The following is a 23,264-nucleotide window of genomic DNA, read 5'->3' as shown; positions in this document are numbered from 1 at the left end:
TGGAGTGAGTTATGTCAAATCACCATACCTATAAAAAAATTGAAATGGTTGGTTCGTCTAAAACAAGTATTGAAGAGGCAATCCAGAATGCACTTACAGAGTGTCATAAAACAGTCAGGAATATGGATTGGTTTGAAGTAGTTGAAACCCGTGGACATATTGTTGATGGGGCGGTTGGGCATTTTCAAGTGACGCTTAAAATTGGCTTTCGTATTGGTGATAGTTAACCGTATTAAATAACGCATTTTATAAGGATATTTTTGATGACTAAAATAGCAGGTAGTTGCTTATGTGGCATGGTTACATTTGAAGTAACGAATGATTTTAATCAGTTTCACCTTTGTCATTGTTTACAGTGCCAAAAAATGACAGGCTCTGCGCATGCGTCTAATTTATTCTGTCAAGCAGGTAACATTTCGTGGCTAGGTGGTGTAGATAAAACCAAGCGTTTTGATTACCCGGAACGACAATTTTCACGCGTTTTTTGTACAGAGTGTGGCACTGGTCTCCCTTATTTAGTCAATAAAGGCAGAACGTTAATTGTACCTGCAGGGGCGTTAGATTTGGATGATAATACGGTGCTAAATGTTACCCCTCAAGACAATATTTTTTGGCATGAACGCGCGCCTTGGTATGACGTCGCATTAGATGCACCAACGTTTGCAGGGTTTCCAAAGTAATGATGAACTGTGTTTATTTGTACTGACTAGATTGCATTATACTCACTAGATTATTTTAATCGGATAATGTTATATTCGTTGAAACAATTGGATATGATTTAAAAGGACGAGTGACACATGCAGTTAAAAGTGGCTGAATTAAGCGATATTGATGATACGCTCACGCTTCATTACAAATACCAGGTTGATTCTATTGCAGCTGAAGATAAAGCTGATGGCTTTGTGACAACACCTTTTACAAAAGAAGAATTAACACGCTTAATTACAGAAGAGAGTGGCTTATTTATCGCGCGTAAGGACGATAAGGTTGTTGCTTATGTGATGGCTGCATCTTGGTCATTTTGGTCTAACTGGCCTATGTTTGCTCATATGATCAAAGACCTACCAAATTTAGAATATTTAGGTCAGCAATTATCTGCTGATAATTCGTATCAGTATGGACCTGTTTGTATTGATAAAAGCATACGTGGTACGGGCGCATTAGAAACGATGTTTGATTTTGCGAGAAAACGCATGGCAAAACGCTATCCTATTCTAGTGACGTTCATTAATAAGATTAATCCAAGGTCTTATGCGGCACATACTAAAAAGTTAGGATTGACTGTCATTCAAGAATTTGAATATAACAATAATCATTATTACGAATTGGTTTACGACACATCTAAACCATTACAAGCCTAATAAAAAAGAGGTGATAACCGATGTATATCAGTTATCACCTCTTTGTCGTTCAGATGTTCACTGGCTATTTAACTCACCGCAAACAATATTAAGTCATTATTTAGTGCTTATATCAGTGTCTATTTCAACGTTATCAACAACATGGTTATCACCTAAATCGTTAGGCAATACTAAGTTTAAGATAATCGCTACGATACCGCATAAACTGACACCTTGAAGGCTAAAGTCGCCAATACCAAATGCCATACCACCAATACCAAATACTAATGTTACTGCAACAATAATCAAGTTACGTGATTTGTGTAGATCAACACGGTGAGTGATTAAGGTATTTAGACCAACGGTTGCAATGGTACCGAATAATAGGATCATAATACCGCCCATTACAGGCACTGGGAATGTTTGTAATAACGCACCCAGCTTACCAACGAAGGCAAGTACGATCGCTATCACGGCTGCCCATGTCATGATGATAGGGTTAAATGCTTTTGTTAACATCACCGCACCAGTCACTTCACTGTATGTCGTATTAGGCGGCGCGCCAAACATAGACGCTGCCATTGTTGCTAGTCCGTCTCCCGCGAGTGTACGGTGTAGGCCTGGCTTTTTCAGGTAATCTTTACCCGTCGCATTTGAGATAGCTAAAATGTCACCCACATGTTCAATTGCAGGGGCAAGTGCAACCGGGATCATGAATAAAATGGCATTGATATTAAATTCAGGAAAGGTGAAGTTTGGTAGTGCTAACCAACTTGCTTGTGCAACAGGTGTGAAATCGATAATGCCATAGGCAAGACTCGCGGCATAACCCGCTAAAATACCAGCCATAATTGGAATTAATTTTAGTAAACCTTTACCAAATACACTCACTGCAATTGTGGTGAATAATGAAATAGCAGCAATAATAATCGCAATCTCATTATCAATCAGCTGCACAGCACCATCGCCGGTTTTACCCATTGCCATGTTAACGGCGACAGGTGATAAACCTAAACCAATCACCATGATCACAGGGCCAACCACTACAGGTGGCAGTAACTTATGAATAATGCCGACACCACGTACTTTGATCACCGCAGATAATAAAACATAGGTTAGGCCTGCCGCCATTAATCCGCCCATTGTGCTGGCGATGCCCCACGTTTGTACGCCGAACATGATCGGTGCAATAAAAGCAAAAGAAGAGGCAAGAAAGACAGGGACAGAGCGTTTAGTTACAACTTGAAAAACAAGAGTACCGATGCCTGCACCGAAAAGTGCGACATTTGGATCCAAACCCGTGAGTAGTGGAACCAGTACAAGGGCACCAAATGCGACGAAAAGCATTTGCAGACCGAGTAAAATTTGCATTATTTTATCTCCATTTTTAAACAAACCGCTGGAAGGTAGCACAATAAGATTATTATTGATATTTAAAGTTATATAAACTTACTACCATTTGAGTAACAGTTCGTTTAGATCAAATAACGTGATAAATAGAGTCGGTTAGATCGTTTGTTAAAACTGAAAAGCATGGCATTATATTGTTTTCTATCATCAGTTTAATGTAATCGACTCGATATACTCATTACCACTGTATTTAAAGGCTAATTCTCATGATTTCTGACAGTCATATTATCGACACTGTATCAACCCATCACTTATTTTCAGCGCTAACGGATGAAGAGTTGAAGTTGCTAATTAGTTCTGCAAAAACCTTTAAAGTGGAACCGTTAGAAAATGTTTTCCATCAAGGGGATAAAGCAGGCTGTTTCTATTTAGTGCTTAGAGGTCATCTGAAACTTTACCGTACAAGCCCAAGCGGACAGGAAAAAGTTGTTGAAGTGATGCGCCAAGGTAATACGTTTGCCGAAGCGCTGATGTTTAATAACAAACCTTTCTATCCCGTTGCTGCGCAAGCCGTATCTGAAAGCGAGTTAATCGCATTTGATAATAATACCTACCTAAAAATACTCAAAAGTAATCCTGAGGCGGGTATCGCAATTATGGCTAATATGAGTATTCGTTTGCACCATGACTTGTATGAAATCGAAATGCTATCGGTCGAAAATGCGAAAAACCGTTTATTGTTATTTCTACTACAAAACATACAAGATAAGAATGGTAATGAAGGCATTATTGAATTGGATATCCCAAAACGGACGCTTGCCTCATTATTGTCGATTCAACCTGAAACCTTCTCACGCTTACTTAAAAAAATGACCAAAGAAGGTCTAATTGAAGAGAAAAGAGGGCATATTCGTATTACCAATATTGACGCGTTATATGCCGCGTCTGATATTCCTATGCAGCCAGTAAAAGGGGGCTAGCCATGAGCAGTTCTGTTCAGGTGATCTCATTTACTCACTTAGCGTTTGCATTCATTCCTGTGTTAGTAGCATTGGGCATCTTAGTTCAATGGCGATTACCGATTAAAAATGGTTTGTATGCGTTGTCGAGAATGTTAATCCAGCTCTTGTTAATTGGTTATTTTCTTTCTTATATTTTTGAATCTCACAGTGCCGGTATTGTGGTTGGGGTTTTGATTGTTATGGTTGTTGCTTCTAGTTGGATCGCATTGGGAGCAATACCAGAGCAACGCTGGAAAATGTATAAATATGCCTTGTTGTCTGTGACTTTAGGTGGTGGTTTTACCTTACTTGTGATGAGTGCTGGTGTGCTTGGGTTAGATCCTTGGTACAACCCGCAGTATATGGTGCCATTAGCAGGTATGGCATTTGCGAATGCGATGAACAGTGTGAGTTTGTCGGCGGAACGCTTAAATGCTGAAATGTCACGTGGAGACAGTTATATTGTTGCACGTAAAATCGCGTTAAAAGCATCACTAATTCCTATCACTAATGCTTTGTTTGCAGTCGGTCTAGTGTCGTTACCGGGCATGATGACGGGACAAATTTTATCCGGTGTATCGCCGTTTATTGCTGTGCGTTATCAAATTATGATCATGTGCATGTTGTTTGGTTCATCAGTAATATCCGCGGCACTGTTTTTATCATTGATAAAACCCCTGATGTTGACTGCTAAAATTAAAGTAGAGGCTTAAATGAAAAAATTTAAACTATTGTATCTTATTCCAATATTGCTATTCAGTGTCAGTCATTTAGCTAATGCAACGTCATCAGTGTGGAAGATCAGTAACGGTAAAACGAATTTGTATTTGGGTGGGACTGTGCACGTATTGACCGCAGATGACTACCCACTACCACCGGAGTTTGATCGCGCATATAAGTTGGCTAATACACTGGTATTAGAAACGGATATGGCGAAGTTAGAAAGTCCTGAATTTCAGCAAACAATGCTGAGCCAGCTTAGTTACCCAGTAGGGCAAGATTTAACGCAGAATTTAACCCCTGAAACATATCAGCGTTTGGCCGAGTATTGCCAATCACGGGGTATTGGTATGCAGATGATAAATAACTTCAAACCGAGTATGGTTTCTTTAATGTTAACGATGGTTGAGTTGCAACGACTTAAATTAACCGGAGTCGGCGTTGATAACTATTATAATAGTAAGGCGATGACGGATGGTAAACCGCTGGGTAAATTAGAAACAGTAGAACAGCAACTCGCGTTTATTGCAGATATGGGGAAAGGTAAAGAAGACGAATTAATTCGTTATAGTTTGGAAGACATAAAAGTGTTACTGGCGTTTATGCAGCAAATGAAAGTAGCGTGGCGTGATGGTAATGCACAAGCCCTCGTTGACCTTGCAATTACGCCTCTGATTGAAGATTTCCCTGATATTTATCAGTCATTATTGGTGACACGTAATAATAATTGGTTACCTCAAATTGAAATGATGTTTAAAAATAAAGAGACAGAATTGATTCTTGTTGGTGCGCTACATTTAGTCGGAAAAGATGGGTTACTACAGCGTTTAGAAGCGCAAGGATATAAAGTCACTCAACTTTAGGCATAAAGTAATCAATACTGGCATTGGCTTATAGCTGGAGATAAATAGTTAGGATATGATGTTGCTATCTCATTTTTATTTCAGCGTGAACCAATGCTTAATTTTTTCCGTACTAACCCCCTGATTGATGATGCAAGTTGTGATTGGATGTTCGATACATTTTCCTGGGCGCTAATGCATTTTGATCACCAAGAGTTCTTCCAGCGTACTCAATTAATTCAGCCGACAAATGATTATTTCCCCGGTAACGTTGATAGCCGTCACGGTATGGCTGACACTATTTTTAATAATGTGGTTAAATATGCAGGCCTAGGTCATTGGCCACTGCAGTTACAAGCGCCGCAATGTTTTAGTAACCAGCCTCCAGCGTTACTTGATTTATCAGCCATTCAACGTGACTCATCAACAAAAAGTAACTTACCTGCGTTAATCGCATCACAGCCTTTAGCGATGACTTATAATCCGCAGCAGGCCTCTAAACCGGGCGATTTAGCGTCAAGTTATGCTCATCATTTAGCACAGCATTTAGTTGCTCAATCACAAAAGTTACCACCGGGTGGCAATGAGTATTTCAATGCCAGTACTGAAGTTGTCGCTATTTTTATGGGGTTTGGTGTGATGATGGCTAACTCTGCTTATACTTTTAGAGGCGGGTGTGGCAGCTGTTATAATGCGCAAGCTAATCGACAAGCGACCTTATCAGAAGACAATGTTATCTTTGCTCTCGCTCTGTTTTGTCGTTTAAAAGCAATACCGACGGCAGAGGCGACGAAGCATTTGAAAGGGTATTTAAGACGTAACTTTAAGCAAGCATTGAAACAGATAGATCGAGAACCTGCACGCTTACAGCAGTTACTTACTTTTAAAGTCGCGTGAGTTATTTATGGTCTTAATAAGATAATAAAAGAGAATCAAGCGAGAGGATAAATGATAAAACGCCTTATATTTAAATCTAGAGGCATTGTGCTTGTGGCTACCGTATTATTACTTAGCGCGTGTGCTGGTGGTTATAATGACAAAGCACAGGATGAAGTATTGTCTCCAAGTAAAGAGCAAGAGCTGCATAAAACGGCCCCTCCAGTGGTGAACCCAAGTCGTAAACGTGGCCCTGAACCCTCAGTGCAGTTTAAACGGAAAATGCTTGCGGCGGTGAATGCCGCTCGTGTTGGCGGTTATACTTGCGGAAATCGGAAGATGCCACCAGTTTCAGCTGTCGTGTGGAGTGAGCAATTACAGCAGGCTGCGCTTGCTCATTCAAAAAGCATGGCTGATGGAAATTATTTTAATCATCAAGATAAAGCTGGTAATCGTGTCGGAGAGCGTGTTTATGCCGTGGGTTACGATTGGCGTGCAGCGGGTGAGAATATTGCCGCAGGACAACTCGATGCATCTGACGTCGTCAATGGTTGGTTAGGCAGTAAAGGACATTGTCTAAATATGATGGATGGTGATTATTCACAGATGGGAATGGCATCGTATTCTGATAAGAACACATATTATGGTATTTATTGGACACAAGTGTTAGCTGCTCCCTTATAACAAAAAGCCCTACTTAATCCATCGATGATCAGTAAGGCCTCTATTATTTTTATTTAGCGAATTACTTCGTCTAACTATTCTGAATCCTGTTCAGTTTCTTCTGTTTTCTTTGTTTCTTCTAAATCTTGTCCGCCGCAGCCACCACAACAACTCATAATTATATCCTCTGATTAGATCATTTAGCGTTAAGTAAAATACCGAACAAGTATAACCAAGTAAATTAGTCGGGTAATTGACTAAAGTCATTTAGAAACATTTATATCTAATAGGTAACGCAAGTATTCTGCTCAGCGCTCAGTCTTCGCTATCAACCCGTGTAATGCAGTTTAAAGGTTGACTGATTAATGGGGTTAAAGAATAAAAATTATAGTGAGAGCTGGGATTGATTCTCATTTTAAGAAGTCTCTTACATGCCTCCTTTTCTAGCGTAACCTAGTATGTTCACCTATCTTAGTATTAATAATCTCTGATAACGCAAGTGCAATTAAGGAGATAGAATATGTCTGTTTTGGATACATTCTTTACCAAACTTTGGCAGCAATACAGTGTCATTAGCCCGCAAGCCGTCGATATTCATCAGTTATTTGAAGATAAAGGCGAAACAATTGTTAACGACCACGTTGCCTTTCGTACATTTGCTAATTCACATATTAATATCGATATCTTAGAAGATGAGATTTTAGCGTTAGGTTACCGTCATCTTGATTCTTATCAGTTTGAAACGAAGAAATTAGATGCCCGTTGTTATGTGCATGATAAATCACCCACCAAAATATTTATCAGTGAACTTCGTTGGCAAACGCTTTCTGCCCCCGCTCAATTGATTATTCAAAATATTATAGATCAAGCACATACCACGTTAAAGTCACCACTTATTGAACAGTCAAGTGCGCGAATAAGTCCATTAATCAGTGCGGGTCGATTGTGGGCATTACCCAGTTATGCTGATTATCAATGCTTAAGTCGTGAATCGGAGTATGCCGCTTGGCTATCAGTATGGGGGCTGCGAGCGAATCACTTTACAATATTTGTTAACTGTCTCACACAGTTCTCGCAGCTGTCAGATGTTGTTGAATTATTGATTCAACAAGGTTATCGATTGAATGATGCTGGTGGCGTTATAAAGGGGTCGAAAGCTGATTTATTAATACAGGCTGCAACGATGGCTGATACTTGTACTGTTGAATTTGAGGACGCTGGAGAGCAGGAAATAAGCAGTTGCTATTATGAGTTTGCTCAACGTTTCAGCCAAGATAATGGTGAACTATATCAAGGGTTTGTTCCGATGAGTGCAGATAAAATATTTGAGTCGACCAATATGAAATCTATATTAGGTAGTACTGCTTCAGATGATGAATAGGTGTTAGTCATTATTGGCTTTATTAGGAATGTGGGGCATAGATAAAATAATTACTGTTCTATAATAAGGAGTTAAGAATGGCGAAACGAATTGTTGTTTTAGGGCTTGGTCGCATTGGCGGCGCCATTGCTCAAATCCTTAATAACCACGACGGTTATGATGTTACTGGCGCTGATATAAACCCAAATGCAGTCGCTCATTTTAGTGCATTATTTAAGACTAAGTTGTTACTTCATTCATCACCTGAATCTCGAGATTATAATGATATTCTTGCGGGGCAGGACGCGGTTATTTCAGCGTTAACATTTAATGACAATCCCTATGTTGCACAGGCTGCTTTAGATAATGGCTGTAGCTACTTTGATTTAACTGAAGATGTGCGTTGCACGCAAGCGATTAAAGAGATTGCGTTAGCGGCTGAACCTGGGCAAGTATTCATGCCTCAATGTGGTTTAGCGCCTGGGTTTATCGGAATTTTAGGTTACAGTTTCCGTCACTGTTTTGACCGTCTTGATAGCTTAAAATTACGTGTTGGCGCCTTACCTGAATACCCTTCAAATCAAATGATGTATAACCTGACATGGTCAACAGAAGGCCTGATTAATGAATACGCGAACCCATGTGAGTCGATTAAAAATCATATACCGACATTGACCGAACCGTTAGAGGGGAGAGAAGTATTTTCTATCTCTGGTGTTGAATATGAAGCTTTCAATACATCGGGTGGCCTTGCAAACCTTTGTTATACATTGGATGGTAAGCTGCGAGAACTAACGTATAAGACAATCCGTTATCCCGGTCATTGTAAGTTGATGAAGTTCTTATTCCACGATTTACGGCTGGGGGAGGAAGGCAAACGTCGCGATATGTTGATGGAAATATTTGAAAGCTCAGTGGCAACCACCATGCAAGATCTCGTCTTGATTTCAGTGGTGGCGACAGGCTATGTCAATGAGAAACTAAGGCAATGCAGTCGTACCTTTTTATTACGTCATACAGCAGAGCAAAGTGCAATCCAAATATCCACAGCCAGTGCTGCAGTCACCACTGTCGATTTAATTTTAAATAGTGAACAAACAAGACGAGGTTTTGTTGAACAAGAAACCTTAGATATTAAAGACTTTTTGGAAAATGAATTTGCTAAACCCTACAGAGATGCTGAGTTGAGTATCTAATACCGCCATAAAGGAGAATCATATGCATGAGGCAACATTAAAAACTATTCTTGCCCGCTTTTATTCTAACGATAAATACTATGGTAGCGCTTATTTGGGCGAACAGCGTTTCGACCGTAGTACAAAAGTTGAAGTGTTCAGTCCTAATAATAGCCAAGCATTTGCCTCTATTAGTCATGCCAAACCTGAGACTATCAATCGTATTATCGCCAGCGCGAGTGCTGAGTTTAAGCATTGGCGAGATACACCAGCACCTAAACGTGGTGAGTTAATTCGCTTATTTGCTAACAAAGCGCGGGCATCCAAGCAGCAATTAGCAACGGTCATTAGTTTAGAGGCGGGTAAGCCGTTTCAAGAAAGTTTGGGAGAAGTACAAGAACTCATTGATGTATGTGATTTTGCGGTTGGTTTATCTCGTCAACTGTATGGTTTAACGATCGCGACCGAAAGGCCTAATCATCGCATGATGGAGCAATGGCATCCAATTGGTCCTGTTGTCATTATTACAGCGTTTAACTTTCCAATGGCGGTATGGGCATGGAATGCGGCACTGAGTTTAATTTGTGGCAATACGATTATTTGGAAACCGTCTAGCCAAACGCCATTAAGTGCTATTGCTTGCCATCAGTTGTTATTGTCTGCCATTAAAGACTTTGGTGGTAGCCCTGAGTTAAGTAGCCTTGTTTTTGGTGAGAAAGCACAGGTTGAACAGTTGGTTGAACATCGTGATATTGCATTAGTCTCTGCGACGGGATCGTGTGCCATGGGCCGAGCTGTTAATTGTCGTGTTGCCGCAAGAATGGGGCGGACATTATTAGAGTTGGGTGGTAATAATGCCATGATTGTATGTCCCAGTGCAGATCTCGAATTAGCTATTCGAGCCATTACTTTTTCTGCATTAGGAACAAGCGGCCAACGTTGTACAACGTTACGTAGATTGATTGTTCACCGCAGTTTAAAACACCAAGTATTAACGAAATTGAAGATGATTTATAGCACGGTCAGTATTGGTGATCCCTTTGATGAAGAGAATTTGATGGGACCGCTTATTAATCAGCAAGCGATTAATACAATGAATGCAAGTATTGATACAGCCATCGAACAGGGGGGAATACTGATTACTGACGATAACAGACTGTCTAAAGGTTCGAATCAAAAGGGTTGTTATAGTCGACCTGCAATTATCGATATTGACGCTACGGCTGAAATAGTTAAACAAGAAACGTTCGCACCGTTACTTTATGTGCATAGTTACGATTCGCTTGATCAGGCGATAGAAATACAAAATAGTGTGAGTCAGGGGCTTTCTTCAGCCATTTTTACTAAAGATATGGCAGAGGCCGAGATTTTTGTCAGTGCGAGAGGCTCTGATTGCGGTATTGTTAATGTTAACATTGGCACGTCTGGGGCTGAGATCGGAGGTGCTTTTGGCGGTGAAAAAGAGACCGGAGGTGGACGAGAAAGTGGCTCTGATGCATGGAAAAATTATATGCGCCGAACGACGAATACGATTAATTACGGCAGTGAATTGCCTTTAGCCCAAGGTATTAGCTTTGATATCCCAACTGGCGATTAGACAGGATTTAAAAAATATTATAAATAATGGTTTTTCATATATTAATAGTCTTATAACTTAGTATTTTATGTGCCTATGTCACAGTGATAACATGTAAATGTAATGAATGTTAAGTCATTGTTTTTACGTGGTATGCTAGGCTGTGTGCTGGAGTGAGGTTGACCTGAAATATTGAATTGTATTTCTAATTTTATAGTCTTAACATGAAAAGGATTGATGTATGAAAAACCCTAAAGCTGATGCGTGTTCTTATTTGATGACAATGATTCTTCAGCGATTAGAGCATTATGATGAAGGGTTTATTAACAATCTTGTTGAAGGTGTCGAGGCAGATCGCTCTGCACTGCCTAAAACATTTCAGAGTAAACCTCATGTAGAAGCTATTTTTAGAGAAACCTATAAAATATTAGATCATGCTAAATCTAACGTGGAATATAAAAAAGAAAGTGAGGGGGTAAATACTAATTAAATTAAGTATTGAATCACAACCTTTTAATGTGTAATTTTAGGTTATAACTCGGCTGAATTGTAAGGATGAATCGTGATTTTAAGGAAAGCCAAGCAGAATGATGCTAATGATATTAGCCAATTGCTTACTCCGTTAGTGACTAAATATATTTTACCGACCTGTAGTAAAGAGGGAGGGCAATTAATATTAAATTCGATGACCCCTGAATGTATATCAAGCTATTTAGATGCCGGTTGTGAATACCATGTCGCAGAACTTAATAGTGAGCTAATTGGTGCTGTAGGAATGAAAAATAACGCACACCTTTACCATCTTTTTATTGCAGAATCGCAGCAAGGAAAAGGATTATCTAGAATGCTATGGGAGCTTGCGAGAGACGCTTGCATAGTAAAAGGTAATGAAGGAAAATTTACGGTTAACTCCGCGTTAAACGCGAAAAATGTGTACCTCAAATTTGGCTTTATTCCTGTGGGTGGCGTTCGTGAAAAATGTGGTGTTAAAGATATGCCTATGGAATTAAATCTAGTTAGTTGTTAATTTAGAATAAGTTGATTGTATGAAAAAGAATAATGGTTTTACATTAATTGAGCTCGTGATAGTTATTATCGTATTAGGTATTTTAGCGGCGGTAGCGATACCGAAATTTATTAATATGCAGCAAGATGCTAGTCGTGCTGTTATTCAAAATGTCAGTGCGACGTTAAAAGCTGCGGTTGATTTAGTGAATGTGAAAAAGCAAATTGACGGTGCTGAAACAAGTGTTGATTATAATGGCCACACTATCGTATTAGTTGAAGGTAACCCAAAACCTGATGCAAGCCAAATGCGTCATTTATTAAACATGGATTTACCAACGACAACGTGGACGCCAAATTGGCTAACGGTTGCTTGCGATGATTCTCAATTTTGTATTCTTGGTAATCGCAGTTATTCAGTAAGTCAGCCTGTTGTTCCTGATTTTGATTCTGGTCATGCAGTCTTTTTCTGGCCGAATGGATATGTGCTAGAAAACTGTTTTGCCTATTATGCCAATTTAGAAATTGAAGGTTCCCAGCCTTTGATTGGTTTTGTTGATTCTGGTTGCTAGTTACTAGTTACTAGTTACTAGTTACTAGTTACTAGTTACCTTGTCAGTTGTAAGAGTAGGAGCCCCGTGAGGACTCCTACTTTAAGCAATTTAGTTTTCGTTCATTGAGACCATAATATCTTCCCAGCTAACCATCTTGAAGTTTTGATGCTTAAATTCATAACTCTCGTCGATGTTGTACCAATCTTGCGCGATGAACATACCTTCTGGGTAATCGACACCTAAGTCTACCGGAACAGCATGGATACCATCTGTATCACTTGCCCCATCAACACCTCTACTATCATCACCAGTAATCGCAAATACGCCCACGAGTGAGTTGTTATTGTTAAGGTTATACATGGTATAAGTATTGTTGCCTTGGCTTGAAGCAATTAGATATTTACTTTTACCATTATCATAAAGTGTTAAACCTTCAACGTCTGCGACTAAGCTTTTACCGTCAATTTCAGCAAACAGTGTTGCAGTTGTATCACCTTGAGGGTGCGCATCGAATTCCCATATTGCGACATCTTCTTCACCTAAATACAATTTACCGGTTTCGTCATCAGCAACGCAGCCTTCAGGTTGGCTGTTAACGGATAAAGTACGGACGATACTTCCTTCGACACCGTCTGATGTAACGGAAATTTCCCATTGCTCTACTTGACCATCTTTACCATTAATGAATACGTAAGGAATGCCTGTATCATTATCTTTATACATGCATAGGCCATAAACCTCATCTACATTAGAGACTAGTTCAGCTGCATCGTTGTGAACATTTTCTCCTACAGCCTTTAACGGTGAAATTGGTCCTTTAAGTTCTATACCAACCCCACCAATCTCATAAAATACAATGGTATTATGCTCTCGGTTAGACGCTGCTGCGAGTGAAATTATAGAACCGTCTTGAGCTGTGACATTACGTATATCAACATTATTCGGTTTACCTTCATTCAAGTATTGGACAAGATTACCGTCCAAATCATAGGCCATTAACCCACCTTGCTTATTTGTCGCAATAATCAAACTCTCAGAAGGCGTGTCTTCGTTCAGCCAGAATGCTGGATCATCAGCGGCATCACCATCGTCTGCAACGGCATCTGTTTCGCCTTTTGCTTTGACTGGTTTTACGTCTTGCGCTGTTAGGTTTCGATGGCTAATAACATCAGCTAACTCGATCCCTTGAGAGGCTAAATGATTATCTAAATCGGCCATTAATACTTTTTCATATACAGGTTCATCTGCTTCGGTATTTGCAACCCAGAGGGCGTCTGGTGATACGGCTAATGCTTTTGCTTCTGGGATGCCGTCGACATTAAACTGACCAGCGTAAGCATTTTCGCCTTCACGTTCATAAAGCAGGAATCCAGCCCCTTGATCCGCAGCGATAAGGTAACCTTTACCATCCGCTTGGTGAATCATATCGAGGCCTTCTACTTCTTCCAGTTGACCTAGGGGAGCAAGGCTATCAACTAAGCGGCGGTCTTTTACATTTTCGGCGTCTGCGCCATAAGCCCAAATACCAAGGCCTTGTTCAGCGACGTACAGGGTAGCGCTCTCGTCATCGACAGCACAGGCACTTAATTTACCGCCCACATTGAAGTTACGAACAGCAAGAGGTTCCTCTTTGTTATCGTCGCCATCACGGTCGTTGACATCTTTGATTGCACTTACAATCTCTGTGCCGTTATAAGCTAGTTTATATTGCAGTACGTTACCTTCATCAGAAACGCCTGTAACAGAGATATCACCAGTGGTGACATTTTTATACAAACACAGGGCCTCGGGAGTCATATCTATATTTAATGTACCTAAGCTACGAAGGGGGTTCTCAGCTGTATCTGCTGTATTTTCATTGAGTGCGTAAAAAGCAAACGCGTCATCATTTGGTAATGCAACAGCAAGTAGATCAAAAGTACCATTGTCACCATTTGATACACCATAGCGAATATCTGCGCCAAGTACTTCACGGCTGTTATCGTGGTAAACCTGTTCACCTTGTTGATTAAAAATAGCAAAACCATCTTCTTCAAGGGTCACAATTAATAAGTTCTTGTCATTATCATTAGGACTTACCCACATAGTTGCATCTGCAATATCACCATAACTTTCTAAAGTCGTTAGCTGACTCGTTAGGCGTGTGTCTTCGTCCGGTGAAGAGGGTTCGTTACTGTCATTGCAGCCGGCAAGTAAAATACTGCACGTCAGTAGCGATAATCCAAATTTTTTCATTTGTAATGTCCTAGATAGTTTGCGTTTGAATAAGCTTAAATTGATTTATTGGATGCGGATTCTAAGCGGAACTAATTGCAGTTTTATGACATATTTTTTACGTTTTGAAGTGCTTCTAGTTTGTGTTATTTGTCATATTTATGTCTTTGAATTGTCATCAATATGCGGTATTTATGCGCGTTTCTTTAGCGTGGACATATTTTTTGAATTATTTAATCGTTTTTATTGTCTGTATTAAGCATTTTATTCATCGCTGCGATTTTATGCGCTTGATATATGCATATAATAGATAAGTCGTTGTAAATACTGTTTACAAGGCTATTATTGAGTAATAGTTTAGTATGACGGTTTGCCATGTTTGTAAAGTTACATGAAACGCGGAAGTCATTTGTGTTTTATTGGAGAGATAATATGAAGGGAATTTTAGCAACTACAGTTATAACCAGTTTGCTATTATCTGGCTGTAGTGAGGAGCAGGTCGTGATACCTGAACCAGACTCCCGGCCTGTAAAGTTACAATCAGTCGATGTCGGTATTAAAGATACATTTCGTACCTTTCCTGGCGTCGTTGAAGCGGATGATAAGGCGGTGCTTGCATTCCGTGTTTCGGGTGTTTTATCATCGATTGATGTCAACCCTGGTAGTAATGTCGTGAAAGGGCAAAAGCTTGCTACTTTGAATCAAGACGAGTTTTTATTACAAGTAGAGCAGGCTCAAGCAAATTATGAACTGGCCTCAGTGCAGTTCAAGCGAGATGCTAAACTACGTAAAACCAATGTCGTTTCTGAGTTGGCATTCGACACCTCTAAAGCCAAAAGAAATCAGGCAAAAGCCGCGTTAAGTAAGCAAGAGTCGAATCTTGGTTATGCGACGCTAGTGGCTCCGTATGATGGTACGTTATCGTTATCATTAAAAGAAAATCATGAATATGCAATGGCAAAAGAACCTGTAATGCATATTCAGCGCGCGGGTATCATCAACGTTACTTTCCAATTACCAGAGCAATTATTATCACGTTTTAACAATGAATATAGCCGTAATCCCACCGTTATTTTTGACACTATTCCAGGCGAAGAATTTCCTGCTCAATTTAAAGAGATCGATACAGAAGCAAATGCGACCAATTCAAGTTACAAGGTAACTTTGTTTATGGACCGTCCTGAAGGTAAGAATATCCTCCCGGGTATGGCTGGTTCAGTCCGTATTGCGCTTCCTAAAGGTAGTGTCGGCGCTATTTCGCCACAAGCATTAATGCAAAAGGGTGACTCGACATTTGTGTGGCAGATTGATGATCAAGGTATTGCGCATAAGCAAAAAGTCGAGCTGGATGAAAATGGGCGTGTAACGAAAGGCTTAAATGATGGTGACAATGTTGCTATTTCTGGCGTAAATCAATTACGTGAAGGTCAGAAAGTACGATCTTGGATCAAGGAACGAGGACTGTAACATGAAGAGACTACCCTCCATTGTGATAGCGCTTAGTGCGATGACAATACTACAAGGCTGTGAAAGTCCGATTGTAGAACCAAGACAAAAAGTGCAGTTGGTTAAAGTTGATACGGTACAGTTAGCGGCAGAGACTGCGAGGTTATCTTTCCCTGCTGTTGCTGTTGCTGCAGATAAATCAAATTTGTCCTTTCGCTTGCAAGGCGAGGTTACATTAGTGGCTGTTCGTCCCGGTGATAGAGTGACAGAGGGGCAAGTTCTTGCTCAGCTTGATCCCACTTATTATCGTTTAGAAGTTGATGATGCAAAAGCAGAATACGCGATTGCAGATAGTCAATATCGTCGCTCAGCAAAGTTAGTCGATCAAGGCTATATTGCACCGTCTCAATTTGATGAACTGAAAGCACAACGCCGTATTGCGAAAGCAAGATTAGATATTGCGACGCTAAATTTAAGCTTTACTGCATTGAAAGCGCCATTTGCAGGTGTTATTTCACATGTGCCAATTCAGCAATTTGAAAATGTGCAAGTGGGTCAGCAGGTAATGAACATTCACAGTACAACCACTGTCGATATTCAATTACAAGCTCCTGATATCATTTACTCAAAAAGTTCTGCGGCTCAAGTTGAAGCCTCTCAACCCGGCGCTAAGATCATCACTGCCGATGGAACAGAATATGACGCACGTTTAAAAGAGTTCACGACAGAACCTGATCCGGATGTTGGTTCATTTGTTATCACACTCACGATGCCAATGCCTAAAGATCGATTTATTCTTGATGGCATGGCTGTTGAAGTACGTGCTGATGCGCAAAAACTCAATATTTATAAGAAAAATGAACCCTTTATTCCTCTTGAAGCGATTTTAAATGAAGATGGCGATGATTTGAATTTAACTCAAAAATTCGTCTGGGTTGTGAATAGTGATAATACGGTGAGTAAGCGTCAAATTGAGACTGACAAAGTCGTTAATGAAGGGGTTCGTTTAAATTCCGGACTCACTGTTGGCGAAAGAATAGTGGTTGCTGGTGGTAATCGCTTACGTGAAGGTCAATCAGTTAAGGTTCTTGATGAATCAATGGATAATTCAAATAAAGCGACAGAGGCTGGACAATAATGAAACAAGATATCGCAGCCTATTTTATTAAAAATAAAGTGATCAGCTGGATGCTCACACTCATCTTTCTAATTGGTGGAACCATGGCTTTTTTCGGCCTTGGGCAATTAGAAGATCCTGAATTTACGATTAAAGATGCAATGATTGTGACCTCTTACCCGGGGGCGACACCACTGCAAGTCGAGGAAGAGGTTACTTATCCAATAGAAAAAGCCATACAGCAATTAACGTATGTTGATGAGGTTAATTCTATTTCGAGTCGTGGATTGTCGCAGATTACGGTCACGATGAAGAATAACTATGGTCCTGATGACTTACCGCAAATATGGGATGAGTTACGCCGTAAGGTCAATGATATCAAATCTCACTTGCCTCCAGGTGTGGCCGAACCGTCTGTTATTGATGACTTTGGTGATGTTTACGGTATTTTATTGGCGATCACTGGTGATGGTTATTCTTATAAAGAACTGAATGATTACGTTGATTATTTACGCCGAGAGATCGAACTTGTCGACGGTGTCGGTAAAGTATCTGTTACGGGCGTACAGCAAGAACAAGTCTTTATTGAAATGTCGATGCAGCGTTTAAGTAGCTTAGGTATTTCGCCTGCGACTATTTATAATACACTCGCGACACAGAACTTGGTATCCAGTGCAGGTGCAGTGAAGCTAGGTAGTGAGTACATCCGTATTCACCCGACAGGAGAGTTTACCGATGTTGAAGCTCTCGGTGATTTGATTATTACCGAAGCTGGCGCGCAAGGGTTGATTTATTTGCGTGACGTAGCAACCATTAGTCGTGGCTTTAAAGAGGTGCCTGACAATCTTGTTACGTTTAATGGCAAAGTTGCTTTGAATGTGGGTGTTTCGTTCATTTCTGGTGTTAACGTTGTTGAAATGGGCAAAGGGGTTTACGCACGTTTAGCTGAGTTAAAAGAACAGCAACCTATCGGTATTGATATTGACGTTGTTTACAGCCAACCTGATGAAGTAGACAAATCAGTTAAAGGGTTCCTTATTAGCCTTGGTCAAGCGATTGGTATTGTGATCCTTGTCCTGCTGTTATTTATGGGCCTACGATCAGGTATCTTAATCGGACTTATCTTATTGCTAACTGTGCTGGGTACATTCGTATTCATGAACTTGATGGCAATTGATCTACAGCGAATTTCACTTGGCGGGTTAGTTATTGCCTTGGGTATGCTGGTGGATAATGCCATTGTGGTGGTCGAAGGCATTTTAATTGGAGTGCAAAAAGGCAGGACTCGCTTACAAGCAGCAACCGATATTGTGACACAAACTAAATGGCCTCTGTTAGGCGCAACAGTTATTGCTGTTACTGCCTTTGCCCCAATTGGTCTATCTCAAGATTCTACGGGTGAATATACAGGCACGTTATTTACTGTGTTACTTATTTCATTAATGCTCAGCTGGTTCACTGCGATATCTATAACGCCGTTTTTTGCGGATATGTTCTTTAAAGGTATTAAGGTTGACGCAGACAGCGCTGAAAATGACCCGTATAAAGGCATTGTTTTTGTTACATACAAACGCGCACTAGAAGCGTGCATGAAATATGCGTGGACAACCGTATTCGCATTAATTTTAATGTTAGTTGGTAGCTTGTATGGCTTCACACAGTTAAAGCAATCGTTCTTTCCATCATCGACGACACCTATGTTTATGGTAGATATTTGGTTACCGGAAGGGACAGATATTCGAGCTACTAGTGAAAAACTACGTGAACTCGAAGTGATGGTAAGTGCGAATGATAGCGTATCACATGTATCTTCAAGCACAGGTAAAGGTTCTCAGCGCTTTATGCTCACTTACTCACCAGAGAAAAGTTATGCATCGTACGGTGAGTTAATCATACGTGTAGACAGCTACGACGACGTTATTCCTATGATACGTGAGGTGAGTGAACAGCTTGATGCTTCGCATCCAGATATCGAATATAAGCTAAAACGTATTGCGTTAGGGCCTTCTTCTGGCGCTAAAATTGAAGCTCGTTTAGTGGGGTCTGATCCGACTGTATTACGTGGTTTAGCACAGCAAGCGATCGATATTATGCGTGCTGATCCTGGTGCATTCTATGTGCGTCATGACTGGCGTGAACGTACCAAAGTGATTGAACCTGTGTTTAACGAAAGTCAGGCTCGTCGTTACGGTATTACTAAGTCAGACGTTGATGATTTATTGCAAATGGCCTTTTCTGGCCTGTCTGTTGGTATTTATCGAGATGGTACCAATTTGTTACCAATTATTGCGCGATTACCTGAAAAAGAACGTGTTGATATCAGTACGATCGAAGGCATGAAGATCTGGAGTCCTGTATTGAAAGGGTACGTGCCGCTACAACAAGTGGTATTAGCCGTTAATATTCGTTGGGAAGATCCGATTGTTGTACGTAAGAACCGTAAGCGTATGTTGACCATATTTGCTGATCCCGATCCGCTTGGTGATGAAACCGCAGCAACATTGCAAAAGCGTATCCAACCGTTAATAGAAGGGATCGATTTTCCACCGGGTTATTCACTCGAGTGGGGTGGTGAATATGAATCTTCTGCGAAAGCACAAGCATCACTATTCCAAACGATGCCGATGGGTTATTTGTTCATGTTCTTAATCACAGTCTTCTTATTTAATAATGTGAAGAATGCGGTGATTGTCTGGGCAACCGTCCCCTTAGCTATTATTGGTGTGACAACCGGGCTACTCGCGCTTAATACACCGTTTGGCTTTATGGCACTATTGGGTTTCTTAAGTTTGTCAGGGATGTTGGTTAAAAACGGCATTGTATTGCTTGATCAAATTGAAATCGAGATCCACAGTGGTAAAGAAAAGTACCAAGCAGTTGTTGATGCAGCAGTTAGCCGTGTTCGACCTGTTTGTATGGCTGCAATTACAACAGTATTAGGGATGATCCCATTATTACCTGATGTGTTCTTCAAACCTATGGCTGTAACTATTATGTTTGGTTTAGGTTTTGCGACTGTGCTGACTCTCATTGTAGTTCCTGTGTTATACGGTATGTTCCATCGATTACCGATACCAAAAACAGTGAGCAAGTAACCGTCACTTTCAGTATATGAATTAAAACAAGCGCCAATAGGCGCTTGTTTTTTTATTGCTTAATAACATAAGGCTTTGGCGAATCGTTGAGTCGTTATCTGTTTATTAAGCTATTAACCTTAAGTTATTTATTGACCTTTGATTTAATGTTGACTGAGTTCTGCTACAACGAAGTCGATAAAACGTCGCACCTTTGAAGATACGTACTTACGGCTTGGATAAATCAAATATAAGTTAATTTCTTGTCGTTGATAATCAGAGAGTAACTCCACTAACTTACCTGTTTCTATTTCATCACCTAAGTTAAAGCGTGGCATTCTGGTAATACCATGCCCTGCTAAACACAGTGATAATTCCATTTCTGAACTATTGCTTAATACACGACTGGTTAACTGCACTTGGTGTGACTGTCCTGACGCGTCTTTTAACGACCAAATATTGGGTTGTTTTAAATGACTGTAGCTGATGATGCTATGCTGTGAGAGGTCTGCCAATGTTTGTGGTGTGCCTTGACGTTTCAAATAATCAGGAGATGCGATAACAACCCCATAAGAACTAAATACCTTCCTGCTGATAAAGGTAGAGTCATCTAACTGTGCGGAGCCTCGGATTAATACATCAAATCCTTCACTGACCATATCGACTTTACGGTTATTTAAGTCTAATTCCAGATTAACCAAAGGATATTGAGTCAGAAAACGTGAAAATATAGACTGCATACGAGAGTTGCCAAAACTTGTTGGGCAGCTAATTCGTAACGTACCTTTCGGTTCTGATTGACGGCCGTTTAGCGTCTCTTCCGCTTGTTCTGCATCGCCAATTATCTGCTGGCATTGTTGGAAGTAGATCTCACCTTCAGGTGTCAAACTTAACGAACGGGTCGTTCGATGCATTAATCGAACACCGAGCCTTGACTCTAACTTATTAATTTCTTTACTAATGTATGACGTTGAGTGACCACTGCTTTGAGCGGCTAGGGTAAAGCCACCTGTGTTAACCACTTCTACAAATATAACCATACCATTGAGTAGTTGTGCGTTATAAGCCAAATCAAATCCTTATGTATTATTATCTGAGCAGTACTTAGATTAGCTGATTAGGAGTCATATGGAAATAATGATTCATCATTTACCCTATTAATCTTTCATCATGGTTAATCTATTCTTAACACATACCAAATGACGTGATAGATAATCAGTGAAGGAGAGTGTGATGTTGGGACTTACAAGGGTTAATCATATCGGTTTACGTGTTAGTGACTTTGAGGTATCACGTGACTTCTATGCCAAGCTAGGTTTTAAGCATATAGCGGGGCCAAGCGGTCCAGAACCTGTTGCTATTGTTGAACATCCGTGTGGTATTAATATTAACTTTATTTTAAATGCGGCTAAGTCTGAAGCTCAGTTACAAGGCCGGAAAGCAACAAACGTATTAATGGATATAAAAGTAAAGCACACGGGCTATACGCATGTTGCACTCGAAATTGAGGACGCAGCGCTAGTGACACGTGAACTTGCAGATATGGGGATACCATTAAGTGCAGAACCAATGACGCACCCAACAGGAACATCGCTATTCATTCGTGATCCTGATAACAATGTGATCGAGTTTATTGAATATAAATTCATCGATAAATCGTATTTATAAATTAAAAGGAATTAACATGAAAATTTTAGCTTTAGCTGCAAGCAACAGCCGCCAGTCAATCAATAAACAACTCGTTACCTATGCAAGTGATTTAATCACGACCAAAATTATCACCGATGCAGATGTTGAAATCATCGATATCAATGACTTTGAGATGCCACTATTTAGCGTTGACCGTGAAGCTGAAGGCGGTATACCAAAACAGGCTCATACATTTTACGACAAGATTGGTCGTGCTGATGCAATCATCATCTCGTATGCTGAACATAATGCGTCTTATACAGCAGCCTTTAAAAATCTATTTGACTGGACATCTCGTGTTGATGCCAAAGTGTATCAAGGCAAGCCAATGATCATGTTAGCAACGTCACCTGGACCGGGAGGCGCACGTAATGTATTAGCTGCGGCGAAAGGTTCTGCACCTTACTTTGGTGCTGATGTTAAAGCTGACCTTTCAATTGCGAGCTTCTATGATAATTTTGACATGGAAAAAGGCCAATTGAGAAATACTGAAATGCAAAAAGAATTAGAAAACGCGCTTGCCACACTAAAATAATGCAGCGTTCATGTCTTTTTTGGCCTGATTGTTAACATGATCTTAAGCAGCTTAGGTGTATACTACCTAAGTTATGCTTACTTTTATAATAAGGGGTTATACTCTTGATTATAAAAGTAAGTAAGAATCATCACTGCTCAAAGTTGCTAAAGGATCAAATATGAAAATTAATGTCGAAGATACAGTTTTTTGTTTAGTTGACGTGCAAGAAAGACTTTTTCCGCATATGGAAAACAAAGAGGTGATTGAGGCGAATCTAATCACTTTAATTAAGGGATTAAAACTTCATGACGTGCCTTTTATTATTAATGAGCAGTATAAAAAGGGGCTTGGTAGCACGATACCATCGTTACAAGAATTAGTTGGTTCAGCGCCACATTTCGAGAAAACATCGTTTTCATGTTGTGGAAATGAAGAAACATTAACTGCAATTAAAAATACCGATAAAAAAATCGTGATCGTAGCAGGGATTGAAACGCATGTTTGTGTACTACAAACGTGTTTAGATTTACTTGAGCAGGGTCTACAGCCTGTGATTGTGACTGATTGTGTGAGTTCTCGTTCGGCATATAATTCTAAAGTCGCAATTGATCGATTGATTCAAGCAGGTGTTATACCGACGACTTATGAATCAATCTTATTTGAGTTAACAGTCACAGCTAAAAACCCAGTATTTAAAGAAATCAGTAAATTAGTAAAATAAAAATACGGGCACAGTATATGGAAA

23 protein-coding genes are annotated in these 23,264 nt (G+C 40.1%); 20 read left to right on the top strand and 3 right to left on the bottom strand.

Features of this window, described 5'->3' with window-relative positions; all coding sequences use genetic code 11:
• The first annotated feature begins 11 nt into the window (after positions 1-11).
• The 3 genes from HWV00_RS11765 to HWV00_RS11755 all read left to right on the top strand — a co-directional run bounded on the left by HWV00_RS11765 (position 12) and on the right by HWV00_RS11755 (position 1,361).
• Complete coding sequence (locus HWV00_RS11765; RefSeq protein ID WP_211681435.1) at positions 12-227, top strand: dodecin; 216 nt, start codon at positions 12-14, stop codon at positions 225-227.
• A 36-nt stretch (positions 228-263) separates the two neighbouring features.
• Positions 264-680 carry a GFA family protein gene (locus HWV00_RS11760; protein ID WP_211681433.1) on the top strand — a complete coding sequence of 139 codons (417 nt, stop codon included), beginning with the start codon at positions 264-266 and terminating at the stop codon, positions 678-680.
• Between the two features lie 117 nt (positions 681-797).
• Positions 798-1,361 carry a GNAT family acetyltransferase gene (locus HWV00_RS11755; RefSeq protein ID WP_211681431.1) on the top strand — a complete coding sequence of 188 codons (564 nt, stop codon included), beginning with the start codon at positions 798-800 and terminating at the stop codon, positions 1,359-1,361.
• A 96-nt stretch (positions 1,362-1,457) separates the two neighbouring features.
• On the opposite strand, the gene HWV00_RS11750 is transcribed toward HWV00_RS11755, so the two are convergent.
• Positions 1,458-2,711 (bottom strand): uracil-xanthine permease family protein, encoded by a 1,254-nt coding sequence (locus HWV00_RS11750; RefSeq protein ID WP_211681428.1) that lies wholly within the window; start codon positions 2,709-2,711, stop codon positions 1,458-1,460.
• 245 nt (positions 2,712-2,956) lie between these two features.
• Between HWV00_RS11750 and HWV00_RS11745 the strand changes: the two genes are divergently transcribed.
• The 11 genes from HWV00_RS11745 to HWV00_RS11695 all read left to right on the top strand — a co-directional run bounded on the left by HWV00_RS11745 (position 2,957) and on the right by HWV00_RS11695 (position 12,480).
• Positions 2,957-3,670, top strand: coding sequence for a Crp/Fnr family transcriptional regulator (locus tag HWV00_RS11745; protein WP_211681427.1), 714 nt, complete (start codon positions 2,957-2,959; stop codon positions 3,668-3,670).
• Positions 3,671-3,672: 2 nt separating this feature from the next.
• Complete coding sequence (locus tag HWV00_RS11740) at positions 3,673-4,404, top strand: ABC transporter permease (protein ID WP_211681425.1); 732 nt, start codon at positions 3,673-3,675, stop codon at positions 4,402-4,404.
• The gene (locus HWV00_RS11735) at positions 4,405-5,274 is read left to right on the top strand and encodes a TraB/GumN family protein (protein WP_211681423.1); all 870 of its coding nucleotides are present in this window, start codon (positions 4,405-4,407) and stop codon (positions 5,272-5,274) included. It abuts the gene before it with no gap.
• Positions 5,275-5,367: 93 nt separating this feature from the next.
• Positions 5,368-6,150, top strand: coding sequence for a hypothetical protein (locus HWV00_RS11730; protein ID WP_211681421.1), 783 nt, complete (start codon positions 5,368-5,370; stop codon positions 6,148-6,150).
• A 93-nt stretch (positions 6,151-6,243) separates the two neighbouring features.
• Entirely contained in the window at positions 6,244-6,813 is a 570-nt protein-coding gene (locus HWV00_RS11725) for a CAP domain-containing protein (RefSeq protein WP_255554511.1), read from the top strand.
• 499 nt (positions 6,814-7,312) lie between these two features.
• Complete coding sequence (locus HWV00_RS11720) at positions 7,313-8,173, top strand: DUF1338 domain-containing protein (protein ID WP_211681417.1); 861 nt, start codon at positions 7,313-7,315, stop codon at positions 8,171-8,173.
• Between the two features lie 77 nt (positions 8,174-8,250).
• Positions 8,251-9,348: a saccharopine dehydrogenase family protein gene (locus HWV00_RS11715; RefSeq protein WP_211681415.1), complete on the top strand. Its 1,098-nt coding sequence runs from the start codon at positions 8,251-8,253 to the stop codon at positions 9,346-9,348.
• A 22-nt stretch (positions 9,349-9,370) separates the two neighbouring features.
• A complete protein-coding gene (locus tag HWV00_RS11710; RefSeq protein ID WP_211681413.1) occupies positions 9,371-10,924 on the top strand; it encodes an aldehyde dehydrogenase family protein in 1,554 nt (517 codons plus the stop codon).
• 220 nt (positions 10,925-11,144) lie between these two features.
• A complete protein-coding gene (locus tag HWV00_RS11705) occupies positions 11,145-11,393 on the top strand; it encodes a hypothetical protein (protein WP_211681411.1) in 249 nt (82 codons plus the stop codon).
• A 72-nt stretch (positions 11,394-11,465) separates the two neighbouring features.
• Positions 11,466-11,930: a GNAT family N-acetyltransferase gene (locus tag HWV00_RS11700; protein WP_211681409.1), complete on the top strand. Its 465-nt coding sequence runs from the start codon at positions 11,466-11,468 to the stop codon at positions 11,928-11,930.
• Between the two features lie 19 nt (positions 11,931-11,949).
• On the top strand, positions 11,950-12,480 hold the full coding sequence (locus HWV00_RS11695) for a type II secretion system protein (RefSeq protein WP_211681407.1): 531 nt from the start codon (positions 11,950-11,952) through the stop codon (positions 12,478-12,480).
• 90 nt (positions 12,481-12,570) lie between these two features.
• Here HWV00_RS11695 and HWV00_RS11690 read toward each other — a convergent pair whose 3' ends face one another.
• Positions 12,571-14,697: a phytase gene (locus HWV00_RS11690; RefSeq protein WP_211681405.1), complete on the bottom strand. Its 2,127-nt coding sequence runs from the start codon at positions 14,695-14,697 to the stop codon at positions 12,571-12,573.
• A 411-nt stretch (positions 14,698-15,108) separates the two neighbouring features.
• On the opposite strand from HWV00_RS11690, the gene HWV00_RS11685 reads away from it, so the two are divergent.
• The 3 genes from HWV00_RS11685 to HWV00_RS11675 are packed head-to-tail and all read left to right on the top strand — an operon-like array spanning position 15,109 to position 20,334.
• On the top strand, positions 15,109-16,143 hold the full coding sequence (locus HWV00_RS11685) for an efflux RND transporter periplasmic adaptor subunit (protein ID WP_211681403.1): 1,035 nt from the start codon (positions 15,109-15,111) through the stop codon (positions 16,141-16,143).
• Between the two features lies 1 nt (position 16,144).
• On the top strand, positions 16,145-17,260 hold the full coding sequence (locus HWV00_RS11680; protein ID WP_211681401.1) for an efflux RND transporter periplasmic adaptor subunit: 1,116 nt from the start codon (positions 16,145-16,147) through the stop codon (positions 17,258-17,260).
• Positions 17,260-20,334 carry an efflux RND transporter permease subunit gene (locus tag HWV00_RS11675; protein ID WP_211681399.1) on the top strand — a complete coding sequence of 1,025 codons (3,075 nt, stop codon included), beginning with the start codon at positions 17,260-17,262 and terminating at the stop codon, positions 20,332-20,334. The genes HWV00_RS11680 and HWV00_RS11675 overlap by 1 nt, the downstream gene beginning before the upstream one ends.
• Before the next feature lie 143 nt (positions 20,335-20,477).
• Here HWV00_RS11675 and HWV00_RS11670 read toward each other — a convergent pair whose 3' ends face one another.
• Positions 20,478-21,383, bottom strand: coding sequence for a LysR family transcriptional regulator (locus HWV00_RS11670; RefSeq protein ID WP_211681397.1), 906 nt, complete (start codon positions 21,381-21,383; stop codon positions 20,478-20,480).
• 163 nt (positions 21,384-21,546) lie between these two features.
• Between HWV00_RS11670 and HWV00_RS11665 the strand changes: the two genes are divergently transcribed.
• The 3 genes from HWV00_RS11665 (at position 21,547) to HWV00_RS11655 (ending at position 23,240) form a co-directional block, all read left to right on the top strand.
• A complete protein-coding gene (locus tag HWV00_RS11665) occupies positions 21,547-21,981 on the top strand; it encodes a VOC family protein (RefSeq protein WP_211681395.1) in 435 nt (144 codons plus the stop codon).
• Positions 21,982-21,997: 16 nt separating this feature from the next.
• Entirely contained in the window at positions 21,998-22,537 is a 540-nt protein-coding gene (locus HWV00_RS11660) for an NADPH-dependent FMN reductase (RefSeq protein WP_211681393.1), read from the top strand.
• 160 nt (positions 22,538-22,697) lie between these two features.
• On the top strand, positions 22,698-23,240 hold the full coding sequence (locus HWV00_RS11655) for a hydrolase (protein WP_211681391.1): 543 nt from the start codon (positions 22,698-22,700) through the stop codon (positions 23,238-23,240).
• Positions 23,241-23,264 lie beyond the last annotated feature (24 nt).

This window comes from Moritella sp. 24, assembly GCF_018219155.1.
GTDB lineage: Bacteria > Pseudomonadota > Gammaproteobacteria > Enterobacterales > Moritellaceae > Moritella.
This window is presented reverse-complemented; position numbering and strand designations above follow the sequence as displayed.

Bases quoted from the DNA above. Each gene is read 5' to 3' on its own strand.
- HWV00_RS11665 (WP_211681395.1), top strand. From the start codon at position 21,547: ATGTTGGGACTTACAAGGGTTAATCATATCGGTTTACGTGTTAGTGAC.
- HWV00_RS11720 (WP_211681417.1), top strand. From the start codon at position 7,313: ATGTCTGTTTTGGATACATTCTTTACCAAACTTTGGCAGCAATACAGT.
- HWV00_RS11715 (WP_211681415.1), top strand. From the start codon at position 8,251: ATGGCGAAACGAATTGTTGTTTTAGGGCTTGGTCGCATTGGCGGCGCC.
- HWV00_RS11690 (WP_211681405.1), bottom strand. From the start codon at position 14,697: ATGAAAAAATTTGGATTATCGCTACTGACGTGCAGTATTTTACTTGCC.
- HWV00_RS11685 (WP_211681403.1), top strand. From the start codon at position 15,109: ATGAAGGGAATTTTAGCAACTACAGTTATAACCAGTTTGCTATTATCT.
- HWV00_RS11760 (WP_211681433.1), top strand. From the start codon at position 264: ATGACTAAAATAGCAGGTAGTTGCTTATGTGGCATGGTTACATTTGAA.
- HWV00_RS11675 (WP_211681399.1), top strand. From the start codon at position 17,260: ATGAAACAAGATATCGCAGCCTATTTTATTAAAAATAAAGTGATCAGC.
- HWV00_RS11740 (WP_211681425.1), top strand. From the start codon at position 3,673: ATGAGCAGTTCTGTTCAGGTGATCTCATTTACTCACTTAGCGTTTGCA.
- HWV00_RS11750 (WP_211681428.1), bottom strand. From the start codon at position 2,711: ATGCAAATTTTACTCGGTCTGCAAATGCTTTTCGTCGCATTTGGTGCC.
- HWV00_RS11730 (WP_211681421.1), top strand. From the start codon at position 5,368: ATGCTTAATTTTTTCCGTACTAACCCCCTGATTGATGATGCAAGTTGT.
- HWV00_RS11745 (WP_211681427.1), top strand. From the start codon at position 2,957: ATGATTTCTGACAGTCATATTATCGACACTGTATCAACCCATCACTTA.
- HWV00_RS11765 (WP_211681435.1), top strand. From the start codon at position 12: ATGTCAAATCACCATACCTATAAAAAAATTGAAATGGTTGGTTCGTCT.
- HWV00_RS11735 (WP_211681423.1), top strand. From the start codon at position 4,405: ATGAAAAAATTTAAACTATTGTATCTTATTCCAATATTGCTATTCAGT.
- HWV00_RS11695 (WP_211681407.1), top strand. From the start codon at position 11,950: ATGAAAAAGAATAATGGTTTTACATTAATTGAGCTCGTGATAGTTATT.
- HWV00_RS11660 (WP_211681393.1), top strand. From the start codon at position 21,998: ATGAAAATTTTAGCTTTAGCTGCAAGCAACAGCCGCCAGTCAATCAAT.
- HWV00_RS11705 (WP_211681411.1), top strand. From the start codon at position 11,145: ATGAAAAACCCTAAAGCTGATGCGTGTTCTTATTTGATGACAATGATT.
- HWV00_RS11680 (WP_211681401.1), top strand. From the start codon at position 16,145: ATGAAGAGACTACCCTCCATTGTGATAGCGCTTAGTGCGATGACAATA.
- HWV00_RS11755 (WP_211681431.1), top strand. From the start codon at position 798: ATGCAGTTAAAAGTGGCTGAATTAAGCGATATTGATGATACGCTCACG.
- HWV00_RS11655 (WP_211681391.1), top strand. From the start codon at position 22,698: ATGAAAATTAATGTCGAAGATACAGTTTTTTGTTTAGTTGACGTGCAA.
- HWV00_RS11710 (WP_211681413.1), top strand. From the start codon at position 9,371: ATGCATGAGGCAACATTAAAAACTATTCTTGCCCGCTTTTATTCTAAC.